Raw genomic sequence first — 20,800 nt, 5'->3', positions numbered from 1 at the left:
TCACGGGCCGGGCTCCGTCACCTGGGATAGGCTCACGGCCTTGCTGTGAATGGTCCGTGTGTTCCTTGGGGGGAATCAATGGTGTCGTCCATACGTGCTTCCGTGCGCCGTAAAACCACGGGTGCCGGCCTCGCCGCCCTGCTCCTCGCCGCCGGTGCGGTGAGTTGTGGGACGGAGAAGTCGCCGAGTATGTCGCCGGTGGCGGCCGTCGCCAAGGCGGCGAAGAACACGGAGGACATCACGTCCCTCCACTACCGCATGACCGGCCGCGTCCCCGAGGAGGGACGGGTCAAGGCCGAGGCGTCTATGCGCATCAAGCCGACCATGGCCATGAGCATGAAGATGACCGCGCTCGACCAGGGCGAGGACGGCACCGCGGAGATCCGGCTGGTCGACAAGGCCATGTACGTCGGCGCAGGAGCCGCAGCGGCCAAGGAGATGGGCGGCAAGAGCTGGCTCAAGTTCGACATGTCCGCACTGGGCGGGAAGGGCCTCGGCAAGAGCGCGCCGGGCTCGGGCCAGGCCGACCAGAACCCGGCGACCGAGTCCACCTTCCTCACCGGCGCCAAGGATGTGAAGAAGGTCGGCACCGAGACCGTCGACGGTGCCGAGACCACCCGCTACTCCGGTGTCGTCACCCTCGCCGATCTCAAGGCCTCCCTGAAGGACAAGGACAAGGCCACCCGCGAGCAGCGCGAGAAGAGCATCAAGCAGTACGAGAAGCTCGGTGTCGACAAGCTCACGATGGACATGTGGGTCGACGGCGACGACCACACCAAGCAGTTCCGCATGCGGGGCGACGCCGACAAGGGCCGGCTCGACATGACCATCACCTTCCTCGACCTCAACAAGCCCGTGACCGTGACGGCCCCGCCCGCCAAGGACACGATGGACCTGGCCCAGATGATGAAGGAAGTCCAGAACGGCTAGCCGCGCGCCGGGAACAGAGCGTCGTACGGCCGGATTTGCCTGACGGCGATCCGGTCACGTACTCTTCCGAAGAAGCCAAAGACCGCTGGTCGTCGCCGTGCACTCGTGAGAGGGCCCGGTGGCCGAAGGATCCGCTGAAATTCGCGGACGACCCGCGTAGGTGAATGTGGAAGTGCTCCCGGGAAGTCGCTGCTTACGCTGCGAAAGTCCGGTAGAGCTACGCCCCGTGCGCCTGCGCCGGGGCGTTCGTTTTGCCCAGCCCCTTCCGAGCGGTCGAAATCACCCGGAAGGAGGCCGACGCTCATGGCAAGGCCCGACAAGGCTGCCGCGGTGGCCGAGCTCGCGGAGCAGTTCCGCAGCTCGAACGCCGCCGTGCTGACCGAGTACCGGGGTCTCACCGTGGCGCAGCTCAAGACGCTGCGCCGTTCGCTCGGTGAGAACGCCCAGTACGCCGTGGTGAAGAACACGCTGACCAAGATTGCGGCCAACGAGGCCGGGATCTCGACGCTCGACGACCTGTTCAACGGTCCGACGGCAGTTGCCTTCGTCACCGGTGACCCGGTGGAGTCGGCGAAGGGTCTTCGTGACTTCGCCAAGGACAACCCGAACCTCGTCATCAAGGGCGGTGTCCTTGACGGCAAGGTGCTGTCCGCCGACGAGATCAAGAAGCTTGCGGACCTCGAGTCCCGCGAGGTTCTGCTCTCCAAGCTGGCAGGTGCCTTCAAGGGCAAGCAGACTCAGGCTGCTCAGGTCTTCCAGGCGCTCCCGTCGAAGCTCGTCCGTACCGTGGACGCGCTTCGCGCCAAGCACGAAGAGCAGGGCGGTGCCGAGTAACTCGGCTCGCAAAATGACCGTCGCCTGAAGGTACGCCTGAAGCAGCGGTCGTAGCGGGCCGAACGTACGCCCGCCAGACATGTACATACCGGCACCAGCCGAATAAGTGGAAGGATCGCCCATCATGGCGAAGCTCAGCCAGGACGACCTGCTCGCGCAGTTCGAGGAGATGACCCTCATCGAGCTCTCCGAGTTCGTGAAGGCCTTCGAGGAGAAGTTCGACGTCACCGCCGCCGCCGCGGTCGCCGCCGCCCCCGCCGGCCCGGCCGCCGCTGCCGAGGCCCCGGAGGAGCAGGACGAGTTCGACGTCATCCTCACCGGCGCCGGCGAGAAGAAGATCCAGGTCATCAAGGTCGTGCGCGAGCTGACCTCCCTGGGTCTGAAGGAGGCCAAGGACCTCGTGGACGGCGCTCCGAAGCCGGTCCTCGAGAAGGTCGCCAAGGACGCCGCCGAGAAGGCCGCCGAGTCCCTCAAGGGCGCCGGCGCCTCCGTCGAGGTCAAGTGACCCCACGGAGTCCGCAGGACTCTCCAGCCCGCTGACACGGTCCTTTTGAGAGGGCTGTAACGCTGAGGCAGCGAAGAGCGATCATCCATCCGGGTGGTCGCTCTTCGGCGTTCCTGGAGGGGCGGCCACGGTTACCGTGCTCTCGTGTATGCGGAGAGTATGGTGATCTTCGTTCGTGTCGCCGGGTGCCCAGGGTCCGGGCAAGGGGGCCTTGACGAACCGCACGCAGCGCGCAATTCTCAGGACGCGTCGTCAGAACGGATCCGCATCCGAGGCATGGATCGGCGACGAAGAGGGCAGTATGAACGTGCGTTGAGAGCAGGCATGCCAAGGGCGTTGAGGACAACGAGGGTCTTTAAAAATCGGGGCTGGACATCAGTGCGCCAAGTGGCTACACTGACCCTTTGCGCTGCCTGTTAGCTGCCTCCTGCCCGTCACCAGGGGCATACTCTCCCCCGAGCATCGATGAACAGACCGTTTCCGACCAGGCTCTTCCGCCTGCGAGGCACAGTCTGTCCTCGGGCACGGGAGAGGGACCGGTACGCGCGTAGTGAGTCCGAGCCCTCGGAAGGACCCCCTCTTGGCCGCCTCGCGCACTGCCTCGACCGCGAATACGAACAACGGTGCCAGCACCGCCCCGCTGCGCATCTCCTTTGCAAAAATCAAGGAGCCGCTTGAGGTTCCCAACCTGCTCGCGCTGCAGACCGAGAGCTTTGACTGGCTGCTCGGGAACAGCGCCTGGCAGAGTAGGGTCGAGGCGGCTCTGGAATCCGGTCAGGACGTCCCCACCAAGTCCGGTCTGGAAGAGATCTTCGAGGAGATCTCGCCGATCGAGGACTTCTCCGGGTCGATGTCGCTGACGTTCCGCGACCACCGTTTCGAGCCGCCGAAGAACAGCATCGATGAGTGCAAGGAGCGCGACTTCACGTACGCGGCTCCGCTCTTCGTGACGGCCGAATTCACCAACAACGAGACCGGCGAGATCAAGTCCCAGACGGTCTTCATGGGCGATTTCCCGCTCATGACCGGCAAGGGCACCTTCGTCATCAACGGCACCGAGCGTGTCGTGGTGTCGCAGCTGGTCCGTTCGCCGGGTGTCTACTTCGACTCCTCGATCGACAAGACGTCCGACAAGGACATCTTCTCCTCCAAGATCATCCCGTCCCGGGGTGCCTGGCTGGAGATGGAGATCGACAAGCGCGACATGGTCGGTGTACGCATCGACCGCAAGCGCAAGCAGTCCGTGACCGTTCTGCTCAAGGCTCTCGGTTGGACGACCGAGCAGATCCTCGAGGAGTTCGGCGAGTACGAGTCCATGCGCGCCACCCTGGAGAAGGACCACACCCAGGGCCAGGACGACGCGCTGCTCGACATCTACCGCAAGCTGCGTCCGGGCGAGCCGCCGACGCGTGAGGCCGCGCAGACCCTGCTCGAGAACCTCTACTTCAACCCGAAGCGCTACGACCTCGCGAAGGTCGGCCGCTACAAGGTCAACAAGAAGCTCGGCGCGGAGGAGCCGCTGAACGCCGGCGTGCTCACCACCGACGACATCATCGCCACCATCAAGTACCTGGTGAAGCTGCACGCCGGTGAGACCGAGACGGTCAGCGAGTCCGGTCGTTCGATCATCGTCGAGACCGACGACATCGACCACTTCGGCAACCGTCGTATCCGCAGCGTCGGCGAGCTGATCCAGAACCAGGTCCGTACGGGTCTCGCCCGTATGGAGCGCGTCGTGCGTGAGCGCATGACCACGCAGGACGTCGAGGCGATCACGCCGCAGACCCTGATCAACATCCGGCCGGTCGTCGCCTCCATCAAGGAGTTCTTCGGCACCAGCCAGCTGTCCCAGTTCATGGACCAGAACAACCCGCTGTCGGGCCTGACGCACAAGCGTCGTCTCAACGCGCTCGGCCCGGGTGGTCTCTCCCGTGAGCGGGCCGGGTTCGAGGTCCGTGACGTGCACCCGTCGCACTACGGCCGCATGTGCCCGATCGAGACGCCGGAAGGCCCGAACATCGGCCTGATCGGCTCGCTGGCCTCCTACGGGCGGGTCAACGCGTTCGGATTCATCGAGACGCCGTACCGCCGGGTCACCGGCGGTGTCGTCACCGACGAGGTCGACTACCTGACCGCGGACGAGGAGGACCGCTTCGTCATCGCGCAGGCCAACGCCCCGCTGACCGACGAGTTCCGGTTCGAGGAGTCCCGCGTGCTGGTCCGCCGTCGTGGCGGAGAGGTCGACTACGTCCCCGGTGACGACGTCGACTACATGGACGTCTCGCCGCGCCAGATGGTGTCGGTCGCGACCGCCATGATCCCGTTCCTCGAGCACGACGACGCCAACCGTGCCCTCATGGGCGCGAACATGATGCGTCAGGCCGTGCCCCTCATCAAGTCCGAGGCCCCGCTCGTCGGCACCGGCATGGAGTACCGCTCAGCCGCCGACGCCGGCGACGTGGTCAAGGCCGAGAAGGACGGTGTGGTCCAGGAGGTCTCCGCGGACTACATCACCACCGCCAACGACGACGGCACGTACATCACGTACCGCCTGGCCAAGTTCTCGCGCTCCAACCAGGGCACCTCGGTCAACCAGAAGGTCATCGTCAACGAGGGTGACCGGCTCATCGAGGGCCAGGTCCTCGCCGACGGTCCGGCCACCGAGAACGGCGAGATGGCGCTGGGCAAGAACCTGCTCGTGGCGTTCATGCCGTGGGAGGGTCACAACTACGAGGACGCGATCATCCTGTCGCAGCGCCTCGTGCAGGACGACGTCCTCTCCTCGATCCACATCGAGGAGCACGAGGTCGACGCCCGTGACACCAAGCTCGGCCCCGAGGAGATCACCCGGGACATCCCGAACGTCTCCGAGGAGGTCCTCGCCGACCTCGACGAGCGCGGCATCATCCGTATCGGTGCCGAGGTCGTCGCCGGTGACATCCTCGTCGGCAAGGTCACGCCCAAGGGTGAGACCGAGCTGACCCCCGAGGAGCGCCTGCTCCGCGCGATCTTCGGTGAGAAGGCGCGCGAGGTGCGCGACACCTCGCTGAAGGTGCCGCACGGCGAGATCGGCAAGGTCATCGGCGTCCGCGTCTTCGACCGTGAAGAGGGCGACGAGCTGCCGCCGGGCGTGAACCAGCTGGTTCGGGTCTACGTGGCGCAGAAGCGCAAGATCACGGACGGTGACAAGCTCGCCGGCCGACACGGCAACAAGGGCGTCATCTCGAAGATCCTGCCCATCGAGGACATGCCGTTCCTCGAGGACGGAACTCCGGTCGACATCATCCTCAACCCGCTGGGTGTGCCGTCCCGCATGAACCCGGGACAGGTGCTGGAGATCCACCTCGGCTGGCTCGCCAGCCGCGGCTGGGACGTCTCCGGGCTCGGCGAGGACTGGGCGAAGCGCCTGCAGGTCATCGGTGCCGACCAGGTCGACCCGGGTACCAACGTCGCCACCCCCGTCTTCGACGGTGCGCGTGAGGACGAGCTCTCGGGTCTGTTGAACCACACCATCCCGAACCGCGACGGCGACCGCATGGTGCTTCCGTCCGGCAAGGCGAGGATGTTCGACGGCCGCTCCGGCGAGCCGTTCCCGGAGCCGATCTCGGTCGGCTACATGTACATCCTGAAGCTCCACCACCTGGTCGACGACAAGCTGCACGCCCGTTCGACCGGTCCGTACTCGATGATCACCCAGCAGCCGCTGGGTGGTAAGGCCCAGTTCGGTGGCCAGCGCTTCGGTGAGATGGAGGTGTGGGCGCTTGAGGCTTATGGCGCCGCCTACGCCCTCCAGGAGCTGCTGACCATCAAGTCCGACGACGTCACCGGCCGCGTGAAGGTCTACGAGGCCATCGTCAAGGGCGAGAACATCCCCGAGCCCGGCATCCCCGAGTCCTTCAAGGTGCTCATCAAGGAGATGCAGTCCCTGTGCCTCAACGTGGAGGTGCTGTCCTCGGACGGCATGTCCATCGAGATGCGCGACACCGACGAGGACGTCTTCCGCGCTGCGGAGGAGCTTGGCATCGACCTGTCCCGGCGTGAGCCGAGCAGCGTCGAAGAGGTCTGACGGGAGTCCGGAGGCCTTCGTCATGAAGGCCTCCGGCCCCAGGACCCCCGTATCAGACCCCATGACTTACAACCCTGAGAGGGATTGACGCATAGTGCTCGACGTCAACTTCTTCGATGAGCTCCGGATCGGTCTGGCCACCGCTGACGACATCCGTCAGTGGAGCCACGGCGAGGTCAAGAAGCCAGAGACCATCAACTACCGCACCCTCAAGCCCGAAAAGGACGGACTCTTCTGCGAGAAGATCTTCGGTCCGACCCGGGACTGGGAGTGCTACTGCGGCAAGTACAAGCGTGTCCGGTTCAAGGGCATCATCTGTGAGCGCTGCGGCGTCGAGGTGACTCGCGCCAAGGTGCGCCGTGAGCGGATGGGCCACATCGAACTGGCCGCTCCTGTCACCCACATCTGGTACTTCAAGGGCGTTCCGTCGCGGCTGGGCTACCTGCTCGACCTCGCCCCGAAGGACCTGGAGAAGGTCATCTACTTCGCGGCGTACATGATCACGTACGTCGACGAGGAGCGCCGCACCCGTGACCTGCCCTCCCTGGAGGCGCACGTCTCCGTCGAGCGGCAGCAGATCGAGAACCGCCGGGACTCCGACCTGGAGGCCCGCGCCAAGAAGCTCGAGACCGACCTGGCCGAGCTGGAGGCCGAGGGCGCCAAGGCCGACGTACGCCGCAAGGTGCGCGAAGGTGCCGAGCGTGAGATGAAGCAGCTGCGTGACCGTGCGCAGCGCGAGATCGACCGTCTCGACGAGGTGTGGGCCCGGTTCAAGAACCTCAAGGTCCAGGACCTGGAGGGCGACGAGCTCCTCTACCGCGAGCTGCGTGACCGCTTCGGCACGTACTTCGACGGTTCCATGGGTGCGGCTGCCCTGCAGAAGCGCCTGGAGTCCTTCGACCTCGACGAGGAGGCCGAGCGCCTCCGCGAGATCATCCGTACCGGCAAGGGCCAGAAGAAGACCCGTGCGCTGAAGCGGCTGAAGGTCGTGTCTGCCTTCCTGCAGACCTCCAACAGCCCCAAGGGCATGGTCCTCGACTGCGTGCCGGTCATCCCGCCGGACCTTCGCCCGATGGTGCAGCTGGACGGTGGCCGCTTCGCGACCTCCGACCTGAACGACCTGTACCGCCGTGTGATCAACCGGAACAACCGTCTGAAGCGGCTTCTCGACCTCGGCGCGCCCGAGATCATCGTGAACAACGAGAAGCGCATGCTTCAGGAGGCCGTCGACGCGCTGTTCGACAACGGTCGTCGTGGCCGCCCGGTCACGGGCCCCGGCAACCGGCCGCTGAAGTCGCTTTCCGACATGCTCAAGGGCAAGCAGGGCCGCTTCCGTCAGAACCTGCTCGGCAAGCGAGTCGACTACTCGGCGCGTTCCGTGATCGTCGTCGGTCCGCAGCTGAAGCTGCACCAGTGCGGTCTGCCGAAGGCGATGGCGCTGGAGCTCTTCAAGCCGTTCGTGATGAAGCGCCTGGTCGACCTGAACCACGCGCAGAACATCAAGTCGGCCAAGCGCATGGTCGAGCGTGGCCGCACCGTCGTGTACGACGTCCTCGAAGAGGTCATCGCCGAGCACCCGGTGCTGCTGAACCGTGCGCCCACCCTGCACCGCCTCGGCATCCAGGCATTCGAGCCGCAGCTGGTCGAGGGCAAGGCCATCCAGATCCACCCGCTCGTCTGCACCGCGTTCAACGCGGACTTCGACGGTGACCAGATGGCCGTGCACCTTCCGCTGTCCGCGGAGGCGCAGGCCGAGGCCCGCATCCTGATGCTGTCCTCGAACAACATCCTCAAGCCCGCCGACGGCCGTCCGGTGACGATGCCGACCCAGGACATGGTCCTCGGTCTGTTCTTCCTCACCACCGACGGCGAGCTGCGGGACGTCAAGGGCGAGGGCCGGTCCTTCGGCTCCTCGGCCGAGGCGATCATGGCGTTCGACGCCGGTGACCTCTCGCTGCAGTCGCGCGTGGACATCCGCTTCCCGGTGGGCACCATCCCGCCGCGCGGCTGGACCCCGCCGGCTCAGGAGGAGGGGGACCCGGAGTGGCAGCAGGGTGACACCTTCCGGCTGAACACCACGCTGGGCCGTGCGCTCTTCAACGAGCTGCTGCCCGAGGACTACCCGTTCGTCGACTACGAGGTCGGCAAGAAGCAGCTCTCCGAGATCGTCAACGACCTCGCCGAGCGCTACCCCAAGGTCATCGTGGCGGCGACGCTCGACAACCTGAAGGCGGCCGGCTTCTACTGGGCGACCCGTTCCGGCGTCACCGTGGCCATCTCCGACATCGTCGTTCCCGATGCGAAGCGCGCGATCGTCAAGGGCTACGAGGACCTGGACGAGAAGGTCCAGAAGCAGTACGAGCGCGGTCTGATCACCAAGGACGAGCGCACGCAGGAGCTCATCGCGATCTGGACCAAGGCGACCAACGAGGTCGCCGAGGCGATGAACGCGAACTTCCCGAAGACCAACCCGGTCTCGATGATGGTCAACTCGGGTGCTCGCGGAAACATGATGCAGATGCGTCAGATCGCCGGTATGCGTGGTCTGGTGTCGAACGCGAAGAACGAGACGATCCCGCGTCCGATCAAGGCGTCCTTCCGTGAGGGCCTGTCCGTCCTGGAGTACTTCATCTCCACGCACGGTGCCCGTAAGGGTCTGGCGGACACCGCCCTGCGTACCGCCGACTCGGGTTACCTGACCCGTCGTCTGGTGGACGTCTCGCAGGACGTCATCATCCGCGAGGAGGACTGTGGCACCGACCGTGGCCTCAAGCTGGCCTTCGCCGAGCGGGGCGCCGACGGTGTCCTGCGCAAGGCGGACAACGCCGAGACCAGCGTGTACGCGCGCTGCCTCGCCGAGGACATCGTCGTCGACGGCAAGGTGCTCGCCCCGGCGGGCGTCGACCTCGGTGACGTCCTCATCGACCAGCTGGTCGCCGCGGGCATCGAGACGGTCAAGACCCGCTCGGTCCTGACCTGCGAGTCCGCCGTCGGCACCTGCGCGATGTGCTACGGCCGCTCGCTGGCCACCGGCAAGCTGGTCGACATCGGTGAAGCGGTCGGCATCATCGCCGCCCAGTCCATCGGTGAGCCCGGTACCCAGCTGACGATGCGTACCTTCCACACCGGTGGTGTGGCCGGTGACGACATCACGCAGGGTCTGCCGCGTGTCGTCGAGCTCTTCGAGGCCCGTACCCCGAAGGGTGTCGCCCCGATCTCCGAGGCCTCCGGCCGCATCCGGATCGAGGAGACCGAGAAGACCAAGAAGATCGTCGTCACCCCGGACGACGGCAGCGACGAGACGCCGTTCCCGATCTCGAAGCGCGCCCGACTCCTGGTCAGCGAGGGCGAGCACGTCGAGGTGGGCCAGAAGCTCACCGTGGGTGCCACCAACCCGCACGACGTGCTGCGCATCCTGGGTCAGCGGGCCGTCCAGGTCCACCTGGTCGGCGAGGTCCAGAAGGTCTACAACTCGCAGGGTGTGTCGATCCACGACAAGCACATCGAGATCATCATCCGGCAGATGCTGCGCCGCGTGACGATCATCGAGTCCGGCGACGCCGAGCTGCTGCCCGGCGAGTTGGTCGAGCGCTCCCGCTTCGAGCAGGAGAACCGTCGTGTGGTCCAGGAGAGCGGTCACCCCGCCTCCGGTCGTCCGCAGCTCATGGGCATCACCAAGGCCTCGCTGGCCACGGAGTCCTGGCTGTCGGCGGCGTCCTTCCAGGAGACGACCAGGGTTCTGACGGACGCGGCGATCAACGCCAAGTCCGACTCCCTGATCGGCCTCAAGGAGAACGTCATCATCGGTAAGCTCATCCCGGCTGGTACGGGCCTGTCCCGCTACCGCAACATCCGGGTCGAGCCGACCGAGGAGGCCAAGGCCGCGATGTACTCGGCCGTCGGCTACGACGACATCGACTACTCGCCGTTCGGCACGGGCTCCGGCCAGGCCGTGCCGCTGGAGGACTACGACTACGGTCCGTACAACCAGTAAGCGAGTCGCTTCGAGCGCTTGAGCGCTTGAGCACGAGCCGCTTGAGCAAGTGGAGGGCGGTCACCTTTCGAGGTGGCCGCCCTTCGGCGTATTCGGCGGCCGTGGGTCGTGGGTCGTGGGTCGTGGGGCCGTCGCGCTGGGGCGCGGAAGGGGCGTAAAAGGTGTGCTATCCGGACATCTGTGGCCGCAGTTCGCGCCATACGGTCACCGCGCAGGGGAGTGGGCGCATCATGGGGACATCTCGCCGTCCGGGAGGTGCTCCCCGTGTCGTACCCGTCGTGGCAGCCGTGGCAGGACAAGGGCAAGGACAAGGACAACGCCGAGGGCGTGTCACGGTCGAGGCAGGACCAGGGGCAGGAGCTGAGTGGGAGCGCCGGTGAGGGTGTCCCGCGGCCCTGGCGGGGCGGGGGTGTCGCGCAGCCCTGGCAGCAGGGCCACGGCACGCCCTGGCAGGGCCACAGCACGCCCTGGCAGGGCCCCAGTACGTCCTGGCAGGGCCACGGCGCCTCGCCCCTGCTCGCCTCGCACGCGGACCGGGAGCGGGCCGTCGACGTGCTCAGAGCGGGGTACGGCGAGGGGCGGCTGGAGAAGACGGAGTTCGACCAGCGGGTGGCGCGGGCCTACACGGCGCGGACGGTGGGGGAGCTGGCCCTGCTGGTGGCCGACCTGCCCGCGGGGCCCGTACCGCAGCCGGCCGTCGTGGGTGTGCCGGGGACCTTTCTGCCCGCGCCGCGGCCGCGGACGAACGGGAAGGCCGTGGCGGCTGCCGTGTGCGGGCTGCTGTGCGTGCCCACCTTCGGACTCACCGGGGTTCCGGCGGTGGTCCTCGGGCATGTGGCGCGTAGGGAGATCCAGCGCGGCGGGGAGGGCGGTGACGGGCTCGCGATCACCGGGCTGGTCCTCGGCTGGCTGTCCACGGCTTGCTGGGCGCTCGTACTGACACTGCTGGTCCTCGTGGGGCTCGCGACCGGATGACGGAGGCGGGGCCGAAGACGGGTTCGGTCTCGGCCGGGAGGCGCCTCACGAGGTGTCACGGCCCGCGCCGGCTGCGAATTCGAAGATCATCCACGGTGCGGGGGCTTGACATGTTCTGCCAGGTGGTGCGAGTGGCGTCCATTTGTTTTGACCGCAGCGAATGAGGTAGGTACGCTCATACCTTGTGCCTGGGGTGTGCCCTGGCTCTCGTGCGTGCCTTCAACCGCATGGCGAGCCGTCAACTGGCCACCGTGATCTGCGCCCTTTCCGCCTCGCGGCGGGAGTCTGCCGGATTCGACACACCCGACCGCGTGGGTCGGCGACGTTCCAGGTTAGCTTTACCATTCGGCACACAGAAACCGGAGAAGTAGTGCCTACGATCCAGCAGCTGGTCCGAAAGGGCCGGCAGGACAAGGTCGAGAAGAACAAGACGCCCGCACTCGAGGGTTCCCCTCAGCGTCGCGGCGTCTGCACGCGTGTGTTCACGACCACCCCGAAGAAGCCGAACTCGGCCCTGCGTAAGGTCGCGCGTGTGCGTCTGACCAGCGGGATCGAGGTCACTGCTTACATTCCGGGTGAGGGACACAACCTGCAGGAGCACTCCATCGTGCTCGTGCGTGGTGGCCGTGTGAAGGACCTGCCCGGTGTTCGCTACAAGATCATCCGCGGTTCCCTCGACACCCAGGGTGTCAAGAACCGCAAGCAGGCCCGCAGCCGCTACGGCGCCAAGAAGGAGAAGTAAGAATGCCTCGTAAGGGCCCCGCCCCGAAGCGCCCGGTCATCATCGACCCGGTCTACGGTTCTCCTCTTGTCACGTCGCTCATCAACAAGGTGCTGCTGAACGGCAAGCGCTCCACCGCCGAGCGCATCGTCTACGGCGCCATGGAGGGCCTGCGCGAGAAGACCGGCAACGACCCGGTCATCACGCTGAAGCGCGCTCTCGAGAACATCAAGCCGACCCTCGAGGTCAAGTCCCGCCGTGTCGGTGGCGCGACCTACCAGGTGCCGATCGAGGTCAAGCCCGGCCGCGCCAGCACCCTTGCGCTGCGCTGGCTGGTCGGTTACTCCCGCGCCCGTCGCGAGAAGACCATGACCGAGCGTCTGCTCAACGAACTTCTCGACGCCTCCAACGGCCTTGGTGCCGCTGTGAAGAAGCGCGAGGACACCCACAAGATGGCCGAGTCCAACAAGGCCTTCGCGCACTACCGCTGGTAGTCGCTACCCACGACGAGACCGAGAGAAGACCGAAGCCTTATGGCTACCACTTCACTTGACCTGGCCAAGGTCCGCAACATCGGGATCATGGCCCACATCGACGCGGGCAAGACGACCACCACCGAGCGGATCCTGTTCTACACCGGTGTGTCTTACAAGATCGGTGAGGTCCACGACGGCGCCGCCACCATGGACTGGATGGAGCAGGAGCAGGAGCGTGGCATCACGATCACCTCTGCTGCCACCACCTGTCACTGGCCGCTGGCCGACGTCGACCACACCATCAACATCATCGACACCCCGGGCCACGTCGACTTCACCGTCGAGGTGGAGCGTTCGCTTCGCGTGCTCGACGGTGCCGTGACGGTGTTCGACGGCGTCGCCGGTGTCGAGCCCCAGTCCGAGACCGTGTGGCGGCAGGCGGACCGCTACGGCGTCCCGCGTATCTGCTTCGTCAACAAGCTCGACCGGACCGGTGCCGAGTTCCACCGCTGCGTCGACATGATCAGTAACCGCCTGGGTGCGACGCCGATCGTGATGCAGCTCCCGATCGGTGCCGAGGCCGACTTCAAGGGCGTCGTCGACCTGGTCACGATGAAGGCCTTCGTGTGGTCCGCCGAGGCGGAGAAGGGCGAGATGTACGACGTCGTCGACATCCCGGCCACCCACACCGAGGCTGCCGAGGAGTACCGCGGCAAGCTCGTCGAGACCGTCGCCGAGAACGACGACGAGATCATGGAGCTGTACCTGGAGGGCCAGGAGCCTTCCGTGGAGCAGCTGTACGCCGCGATCCGTCGCATCACCATCGCGTCCGGCAAGTCCAGCGACGTCACGGTCACCCCGGTGTTCTGTGGCACCGCGTTCAAGAACAAGGGCGTTCAGCCCCTGCTCGACGCGGTCGTGCGCTACCTTCCCTCCCCCCTGGACGTCGAGGCCATCGAGGGCCACGACGTCAAGGACCCGGAGCTGGTCGTCAAGCGCAAGCCGTCCGACGACGAACCGCTGTCGGCGCTCGCGTTCAAGATCATGAGCGACCCGCACCTGGGCAAGCTCACCTTCGTCCGGGTCTACTCGGGCCGCCTGGTGTCCGGCACTGCCGTGCTGAACTCCGTCAAGGGCAAGAAGGAGCGCATCGGCAAGATCTACCGCATGCACGCGAACAAGCGTGAGGAGATCGAGTCGGTGGGCGCCGGCGACATCGTCGCCGTGATGGGCCTGAAGCAGACCACCACCGGTGAGACGCTGTCCGACGACAAGAACCCGGTCATCCTGGAGTCCATGGACTTCCCGGCGCCGGTCATTCAGGTCGCCATCGAGCCCAAGTCCAAGGGTGACCAGGAGAAGCTGGGCGTCGCGATCCAGCGCCTGGCCGAGGAGGACCCGTCCTTCCAGGTTCACTCGGACGAGGAGACCGGCCAGACCATCATCGGTGGTATGGGCGAGCTGCACCTCGAGGTGCTGGTCGACCGTATGCGCCGTGAGTTCAAGGTCGAAGCCAACGTCGGTAAGCCGCAGGTCGCGTACCGTGAGACGATCCGCAAGGCCGTCGAGCGCGTGGACTACACCCACAAGAAGCAGACCGGTGGTACCGGTCAGTTCGCCAAGGTGCAGATCGCGATCGAGCCCATCGTGGACGGCGACGCGTCGTACGAGTTCGTGAACAAGGTCACCGGTGGCCGTATCCCGCGGGAGTACATCCCGTCGGTGGACGCCGGTGCGCAGGAGGCCATGCAGTTCGGCATCCTCGCCGGGTACGAGATGACGGGCGTGCGCGTCACGCTCCTCGACGGTGCCTACCACGAGGTCGACTCCTCCGAACTCGCGTTCAAGATCGCCGGTTCGCAGGCCTTCAAGGAGGCCGCGCGCAAGGCGAGCCCCGTGCTTCTTGAGCCGATGATGGCCGTCGAGGTCACCACGCCCGAGGACTACATGGGTGAGGTCATCGGCGACATCAACTCCCGCCGTGGTCAGATCCAGGCCATGGAGGAGCGGGCCGGTGCCCGCGTCGTGAAGGGCCTCGTGCCCCTCTCGGAGATGTTCGGCTACGTCGGAGACCTCCGCAGCAAGACTTCGGGTCGCGCAAGCTACTCGATGCAGTTCGACTCCTACGCCGAGGTTCCGCGGAACGTCGCCGAGGAGATCATCGCGAAGGCCAAGGGCGAGTAACGCACAGCGTTCACACGCCGTAGGCTTGACTCCGGAGCCTCGTGGGGCATTTCACCGCACGCGCGGAAGGAATGCCCCGGGGATCCGGGCCATCCAGCAAAGATCACCTGGCGCCGATGAAGTAAGGCGTACCAGAACCACTCCCAGGAGGACCCCAGTGGCGAAGGCGAAGTTCGAGCGGACTAAGCCGCACGTCAACATCGGCACCATCGGTCACATCGACCACGGTAAGACGACCCTCACGGCCGCCATTACCAAGGTGCTGCACGACGCGTACCCGGACCTGAACGAGGCCTCGGCCTTCGACCAGATCGACAAGGCTCCTGAAGAGCGCCAGCGCGGTATCACCATCTCCATCGCGCACGTCGAGTACCAGACGGAGACCCGTCACTACGCCCACGTCGACTGCCCCGGTCACGCGGACTACATCAAGAACATGATCACGGGTGCGGCGCAGATGGACGGCGCCATCCTCGTGGTCGCCGCCACGGACGGCCCGATGCCGCAGACCAAGGAGCACGTGCTCCTGGCCCGCCAGGTCGGCGTTCCGTACATCGTCGTCGCCCTGAACAAGGCCGACATGGTGGACGACGAGGAGATCCTGGAGCTCGTCGAGCTCGAGGTCCGTGAGCTGCTCTCCGAGTACGAGTTCCCGGGCGACGACCTGCCGGTCGTCAAGGTCTCGGCGCTCAAGGCGCTCGAGGGCGACAAGGAGTGGGGCCAGTCGGTCCTGGACCTGATGGCCGCCGTCGACGAGTCGATCCCGACCCCCGAGCGCGACGTCGACAAGCCGTTCCTCATGCCCATCGAGGACGTCTTCACGATCACCGGTCGCGGTACGGTCGTCACCGGCCGTATCGAGCGTGGTGTCCTGAAGGTCAACGAGACCGTTGACATCATCGGCATCAAGCAGGACAAGACCACCACCACGGTCACCGGTATCGAGATGTTCCGCAAGCTGCTCGATGAGGGCCAGGCCGGTGAGAACGTCGGTCTGCTGCTTCGTGGCATCAAGCGCGAGGACGTCGAGCGCGGCCAGGTCATCATCAAGCCGGGCTCGGTCACCCCGCACACCGAGTTCGAGGCGCAGGCCTACATCCTCTCCAAGGACGAGGGTGGCCGCCACACGCCGTTCTTCAACAACTACCGTCCGCAGTTCTACTTCCGTACGACGGACGTGACCGGCGTCGTGACCCTCCCCGAGGGCACCGAGATGGTCATGCCGGGTGACAACACCGAGATGAAGGTGGAGCTCATCCAGCCCATCGCCATGGAAGAGGGCCTGAAGTTCGCCATCCGTGAGGGTGGCCGGACGGTCGGCGCCGGCCAGGTCACCAAGATCAACAAGTAACCTTGTTGGCTTGACCTGGTAGCTCCAGCGCGAGCACCTGAAGGGGCCCGTACGACTTCGGTCGTGCGGGCCTCTTCGCTGTGCGGGTTCGTTTCCGCGCGACTTCCTTCCGGTGCTGGGCGGCCGGTTCGCGGTGCGGGTTCTTTCCGGTGCCGTGGGGCCGGCTCGCCGCGCGGGTTCATGTCCGGTGCCGTGTGGGCCCGTTCACCGTGCGGGCGCCGGTGTTCAGCCTTGCGTGAAGGGTGTCAAGCGAAGAGTGAGGGAACGTTGCGAGACGCGTCGGCGATGGTTCGGGCAACTCCCCTGTGCGGAGGGGCGGAATGTTCTCGTCTGTTCGCTGTGAGGTGATTGGGGCGGCCGTAGCCTGGGGCGCCCGGTGGCCACTCAGGCCCCGAATTCACTCTTATGAGGACGGACGGACAGGTGTCGATGCACGGCGCGGACAGCAGAGCGTCCATACCGCGGCGGGCTGTCGGCGGCTTGCAGCAGCCGCTCCCTCCGCTCGCCGTGCCCGGACAGCGGCAGCCCCCAGAGTCCGCCGGCACGGGCCGCCACGCCGTCGTACGGGAGCGCGTGGGCCGTCGGCTGTACGCCATCGACGGCATCCGGCTGCTGGCCGCCCTGATGGTCGCCATGCACCACTACGCCGGCACCAACCGCGTCAACCAGCCGGGCAACGCCATCTGGGACCGGCGAGTGTCCGACATCATGCCCACGGTGTTCCGGTTCTCCTCCTACGGCTGGATCGGCGTCGAGATCTTCTTCGTGATCAGCGGCTTCGTGATCTGCATGTCCTGCTGGGGGCGTACACCGAGCCAGTTCTTCGTCTCCCGGGTGATGCGGCTGTACCCGGCGTACTGGTTCGCCGTCCTCTTCACGACCGCCGTGCTGGTCGCCGTCCCGGGAGTGTGGGAACGCCTGCGCCCGCGCGAGGTGCTGCTCAACCTCACGATGCTGCAGTCCGGTTCGAGCGTGGCCAACGTCGACGGCGTCTACTGGACGCTCTGGTCCGAGCTGCGTTTCTACCTGCTGTTCCTGCTGGTGGTCATGACCGGGCTGACGTACCGCAAGGTCGTGGTCTTCTGCTGTGTGTGGGGCGCCGGCGCGATGCTCGCTCCGGTCTCGGGGTTCCCCCTGCTGGAGCTGGTCGCCAATCCGGACGGCGCCTGGTACTTCATCGCGGGCCTCGCCCTCTACCTCATGCACCGCTTCGGCCAGGACCTGCTGCTGTGGGGCATCCTCGCCCTGGCCTGGTTGATGGGCCAACACGAACTCGGGCAGCGGATCGACGAGGTCGAGCATGTGTCCGGGTGGCGGGGGAGCGTCCTGATCTTCACGGTCTTCCTGCTGGCCATGGTGGCCATCGCCCTCGGCGCGACGGACCGGATCCGGTGGAAGTGGCTGGTGACGGCCGGCGCGCTGACGTATCCGCTGTACCTGATGCACTACGCGGCCGGTACGGCGATGATCAACCGCCTCCGCGACACGATGGACGCGCGTCTTCTCATCGTCGTGGTGCTGGCCGGGTTCCTGGTGCTGAGCTGGCTGGTGCACCGGTTCGTGGAGCGGCCGGTGGCGGGGATGCTCAAGCGGGGGCTGGCCACGTCATTCACGCGGATGCGGAACGCGGGCCAGGCCGGTTGACCGACGGGGCGAGGTGCCTCGGGGCGGTCTGCCCCCGGCGCTCGCCGACAGCCGAGAGCCACAGACTCCCGGTCTCAGCGCGCAACCCGCCAGGGGGGCCACAATTGTCGCGGTGGTCGCGACTGTGGCGGGTGGTCCGTCGGGTCTCACGACGGGGCGCCTTAGAGGTACATGCCCGTCACTCCGTCACTCAAATGGGCCGGACGCGTCATTGGTATGGGTGTGGGCAAGATTCCGGTGGCTGAGGCGGTCGGCTGGGTGGTGGAGGATATTCAGGAGTCGGTCGTTGACAAATTCACCAGGGATTCCAGTGCGGGAGCACTGAAGGACCGCGACCTGTTCCTGGAGGAACAGAGGGTGAATTCGGCCGACGCGATCTATGACGCCACATACACGGCTGCCAAGGAAGCGGGCTACGACAACGTGAATGCGGCGAGTCAGGACGAAGCCGCCAAGCGTGAGAACCAGCCGTCGCGGTGCCTGCGCGAGTATGCGACGGGGCTCTTCCGGGAGCGACCGTGAAGGCACTTCTGCCGAAAAAGGGCAAACCATTCTCGGAATGACATTCAGGTGTCTTCAATCCTCGGAACGCCGTTACCTCCAAAACAAAGCCCGGTACATGCAAACTGTACGGTGGGGGAAAGTCGATAACGGTCGACCATTCCTTTTATCTCCAGTCGGACTACAGCATGGAGAATGCGGCGCGCGGAGCGAGGGAGGCGGGCGTTAATCGGATCACTCTTGGTAAGGCCGAGGGGTACTATAAAGAGGACACAGCTTTCCTCTTCGTCGATTGCTTCGCCAAGGATGACGAAGAGAAGACGCTCGTAGAGGTCGACGTGACCTATGAGAAGACGACGGACCGGGCCGTCATCCAGAACATGGCTTCCCTCGCGGCGGAAACCCTCCGGCTCGGGGCTCGTGAGGTCTGGGACTGCGAGAGTGCGGACGCCCTGCCGAATGGCAGCCCGCAAGTCGGCTGAGCCCATGAAGGGGCCGTACGACCAAGAAGTCGTACGGCCCCTTCGCTGCCGTCAGGCGGCACTGGCGCCGGTGGCGTCAGGTCACGGTGTCACGACCTTGCCGCCGAAGTTCACGGCGAGGCGGCCGTCCGAGGCGAAGGACCAGCCCAGGGCGCCGGAGTAGGAGGAGCAGCGCGATCCGTTGGTGCCGGTCCAGAACTGGTTGGAGCTGTCGGTGTCGCCGACGGTCTTGTCGTTCGAGCCGCTGACGCTGAACCGGCACGAGGTGTTGTTCCGGTACACATGGGTGCCGACGTCGAACGAGAAGTTGCGCTGGGTGTTGTCGACGCTCGCGTTGTTCGAGATCGTCATCTTGCCGGGGTTGCTGTTGTACGTGAAGCCGTGTTTGCCGTTGCGGTAGGCGATGCTGTGCTGTACGACGTGGTTGACCGCGATGTCGTCGCCGCCGAGCTTGTAGCCGTTGCGGTCGCCGTTGGAGTTCACGGTGCCGTCGCTCAGAGTGCCGTTGGTGTAGGAGAGGGAGTACTCGATGGTGACCGGGCCGATGGCGCCTGTCTCGGTCTTGGTGTACAGGTCCCAGCCGTCGTCGATGTTGTTGTGGGAGACGTCGTAGCGGAAGACGTTCCCGGTGCCGGTGGTGAGCTTCGCTGCGAAGCCGTCGGCGTCCTCGCCGTCGGAGTCGGCGTTGTCGTGCGACTCCGAGCTCACGATCAGGTTGTTCGACGGCCACTGGGAACTCGGGGTGCTGGACGACATGCGGCCCAGTTGCAGTCCCGTGTCGCGGTTGTACCTCGTCACCGTGCGCTCGATGACGTTGTTGCTGCCGCCGACGGCGATCCCGTTGTCCCCGGCGCGCTCGACGGTGAGGCCGGATAAGCGCCAGTAGTCGGCGTTCAGCTGGATACCGCGGTTCGACGAACTCTCGCTCTGGGCCGAGAAGTTCAGCACCGGGGTCTCGCCGGGATAGGCGGTCAGGGCGGTGCGGGCGCTGGAGGTGCCGTTGCTGCCGGCCGGGATCGTGATCGTCGACGAGTATTTGTACGTCCCGCCGCGCAGGTAGATGGTGCCGCCGGGGGCGATGCGGCTGATCGCCGTGGCGAGCGTGGTGGGCGCCGACTGTGTGCCGGCGGCGCTGTCGGTGCCGCTCGGCGACACGTACTGGGTGGTGCTCGCGGCCTGAGCGGGGGTGCCGGAGAGCGCGACGAGCGCGCCAGCCAGCAGGCTGACACATGCGATGACGGGTCTCACTTGCATGGGGGGTGCCTCCGGGTTCGTCCGTGACCTGGGGTGCCGTGCAAGAGAAAGCGCTTTCTCGTGTTCTCGATAGCAGAACGTAAGTGTTTGCCGTGGACGCGTCAAGGGATGGGTACGTGGTTCTTGTTCATACTTGAGAACGTGGGACGGCGGGTGCAGACTCCCTGGAACCGTGGAGGTCCAGGGCGCGCTGTGCACGGCCGACCGCGACCGGGGATGCATTGCGCCGCCGTACTGGACCCGTACTGGATCCTTACCGGACCCGGACGGGAGGCGTAACGGAACTCGTACGCCTCCCGCGCCTGCCTACTTGATCAGGGCATTCGCGAGAATGATCACCAGACCGATCAGCATGTCCATGCCCCCCGCCCGGCACGAGGACGGCCATCCATGCCCGGCGATGCGGGCGGCCCAGGCGCCCCAGCCGAACAAGGCGACGGTGTTGAACAGCAGGGCCGCCTCCACAGCCGTGGCCTCTGCCCACCAGCCGGCTACCGCGGCAAGCAGTAGCCCCACCGTGGGCAGCACGGCGGCGACCAGTGGCCATTCGGCGAGCACCAACTGCCGTCTGCTCGTGGTGGCTGCCCTGTCGACGGACGCACGCTGGGCGATGACGTGCGCGTACCCATGGGCGGCGGCCGACGCCAGCGCGGTGAGCAGGACCCACAGCGCGTCCGGACCGGGCTCGGCCTTCTCGCCCGTCGCGTCCAGCGCGGCCGCGAGGGCGCTGGCCAGCACCAGTCCGTAGACGCCGCTGAACAGCGGCTGCTCCGGCGGTCGGTGCCGTGAGGCCCACTTTGGTACGACACTCTCGGGGCGGACAGGGTCGGCGCGGTCGGGCATCGGATCGCCTCGGTGCGGGAAGAGGGCTGGGTCCGCACAT

15 protein-coding genes are annotated in these 20,800 nt (G+C 66.1%); 13 read left to right on the top strand and 2 right to left on the bottom strand.

Annotated elements, in window-relative coordinates; genetic code table 11:
• Positions 1-78: 78 nt before the first annotated feature.
• The 13 genes from M2271_RS07755 (at position 79) to M2271_RS07695 (ending at position 18,663) form a co-directional block, all read left to right on the top strand.
• Positions 79-930, top strand: coding sequence for a DUF1396 domain-containing protein (locus M2271_RS07755; protein WP_280886361.1), 852 nt, complete (start codon positions 79-81; stop codon positions 928-930).
• A gap of 303 nt (positions 931-1,233) precedes the next feature.
• Positions 1,234-1,764: a 50S ribosomal protein L10 gene (rplJ, locus tag M2271_RS07750; protein WP_280886360.1), complete on the top strand. Its 531-nt coding sequence runs from the start codon at positions 1,234-1,236 to the stop codon at positions 1,762-1,764.
• A 124-nt stretch (positions 1,765-1,888) separates the two neighbouring features.
• Positions 1,889-2,269 carry a 50S ribosomal protein L7/L12 gene (gene rplL, locus M2271_RS07745; protein WP_280886359.1) on the top strand — a complete coding sequence of 127 codons (381 nt, stop codon included), beginning with the start codon at positions 1,889-1,891 and terminating at the stop codon, positions 2,267-2,269.
• A 580-nt stretch (positions 2,270-2,849) separates the two neighbouring features.
• A complete protein-coding gene (gene rpoB / locus M2271_RS07740) occupies positions 2,850-6,335 on the top strand; it encodes a DNA-directed RNA polymerase subunit beta (protein WP_280886358.1) in 3,486 nt (1,161 codons plus the stop codon).
• A gap of 94 nt (positions 6,336-6,429) precedes the next feature.
• A complete protein-coding gene (locus M2271_RS07735; RefSeq protein WP_280886357.1) occupies positions 6,430-10,329 on the top strand; it encodes a DNA-directed RNA polymerase subunit beta' in 3,900 nt (1,299 codons plus the stop codon).
• Positions 10,330-10,842: 513 nt separating this feature from the next.
• Entirely contained in the window at positions 10,843-11,304 is a 462-nt protein-coding gene (locus M2271_RS07730) for a DUF1707 and DUF4190 domain-containing protein (protein ID WP_280886509.1), read from the top strand.
• 370 nt (positions 11,305-11,674) lie between these two features.
• Positions 11,675-12,046 (top strand): 30S ribosomal protein S12, encoded by a 372-nt coding sequence (gene rpsL / locus M2271_RS07725; protein ID WP_003948652.1) that lies wholly within the window; start codon positions 11,675-11,677, stop codon positions 12,044-12,046.
• A gap of 2 nt (positions 12,047-12,048) precedes the next feature.
• Complete coding sequence (gene rpsG / locus M2271_RS07720; protein ID WP_081218873.1) at positions 12,049-12,519, top strand: 30S ribosomal protein S7; 471 nt, start codon at positions 12,049-12,051, stop codon at positions 12,517-12,519.
• A gap of 39 nt (positions 12,520-12,558) precedes the next feature.
• Positions 12,559-14,685, top strand: coding sequence for an elongation factor G (gene fusA / locus M2271_RS07715; protein WP_280886356.1), 2,127 nt, complete (start codon positions 12,559-12,561; stop codon positions 14,683-14,685).
• A 157-nt stretch (positions 14,686-14,842) separates the two neighbouring features.
• A complete protein-coding gene (tuf, locus tag M2271_RS07710) occupies positions 14,843-16,036 on the top strand; it encodes an elongation factor Tu (protein ID WP_280886355.1) in 1,194 nt (397 codons plus the stop codon).
• A gap of 423 nt (positions 16,037-16,459) precedes the next feature.
• A complete protein-coding gene (locus M2271_RS07705; RefSeq protein WP_280886508.1) occupies positions 16,460-17,680 on the top strand; it encodes an acyltransferase in 1,221 nt (406 codons plus the stop codon).
• A gap of 171 nt (positions 17,681-17,851) precedes the next feature.
• Complete coding sequence (locus tag M2271_RS07700; protein WP_280886354.1) at positions 17,852-18,202, top strand: hypothetical protein; 351 nt, start codon at positions 17,852-17,854, stop codon at positions 18,200-18,202.
• 167 nt (positions 18,203-18,369) lie between these two features.
• Positions 18,370-18,663, top strand: a complete 294-nt coding sequence (locus M2271_RS07695) for a hypothetical protein (protein ID WP_280886353.1) — start codon at positions 18,370-18,372, stop codon at positions 18,661-18,663.
• Positions 18,664-18,744: 81 nt separating this feature from the next.
• On the opposite strand, the gene M2271_RS07690 is transcribed toward M2271_RS07695, so the two are convergent.
• Entirely contained in the window at positions 18,745-19,917 is a 1,173-nt protein-coding gene (locus tag M2271_RS07690) for a right-handed parallel beta-helix repeat-containing protein (RefSeq protein ID WP_280886352.1), read from the bottom strand.
• 306 nt (positions 19,918-20,223) lie between these two features.
• Positions 20,224-20,760: a hypothetical protein gene (locus tag M2271_RS07685; protein WP_280886351.1), complete on the bottom strand. Its 537-nt coding sequence runs from the start codon at positions 20,758-20,760 to the stop codon at positions 20,224-20,226.
• Between the last annotated feature and the right edge of the window lie 40 nt (positions 20,761-20,800).

Origin of the sequence: Streptomyces sp. LBL (assembly GCF_029893585.1) — a bacterium.
Lineage (GTDB): Bacteria > Actinomycetota > Actinomycetes > Streptomycetales > Streptomycetaceae > Streptomyces.
Note: the sequence above shows the minus strand (reverse complement) of the source record. Positions and strands in the feature narration are given on the sequence as shown.

Excerpts from the sequence above, each read along its gene's own strand:
- M2271_RS07755 (WP_280886361.1), top strand. The coding sequence starts at position 79 with ATGGTGTCGTCCATACGTGCTTCCGTGCGCCGTAAAACCACGGGTGCC.
- rplJ (WP_280886360.1), top strand. The coding sequence starts at position 1,234 with ATGGCAAGGCCCGACAAGGCTGCCGCGGTGGCCGAGCTCGCGGAGCAG.
- rplL (WP_280886359.1), top strand. The coding sequence starts at position 1,889 with ATGGCGAAGCTCAGCCAGGACGACCTGCTCGCGCAGTTCGAGGAGATG.
- rpsG (WP_081218873.1), top strand. The coding sequence starts at position 12,049 with ATGCCTCGTAAGGGCCCCGCCCCGAAGCGCCCGGTCATCATCGACCCG.
- fusA (WP_280886356.1), top strand. The coding sequence starts at position 12,559 with ATGGCTACCACTTCACTTGACCTGGCCAAGGTCCGCAACATCGGGATC.
- M2271_RS07700 (WP_280886354.1), top strand. The coding sequence starts at position 17,852 with ATGCCCGTCACTCCGTCACTCAAATGGGCCGGACGCGTCATTGGTATG.
- M2271_RS07695 (WP_280886353.1), top strand. The coding sequence starts at position 18,370 with ATGGAGAATGCGGCGCGCGGAGCGAGGGAGGCGGGCGTTAATCGGATC.
- M2271_RS07690 (WP_280886352.1), bottom strand. The coding sequence starts at position 19,917 with ATGCAAGTGAGACCCGTCATCGCATGTGTCAGCCTGCTGGCTGGCGCG.
- M2271_RS07685 (WP_280886351.1), bottom strand. The coding sequence starts at position 20,760 with ATGCCCGACCGCGCCGACCCTGTCCGCCCCGAGAGTGTCGTACCAAAG.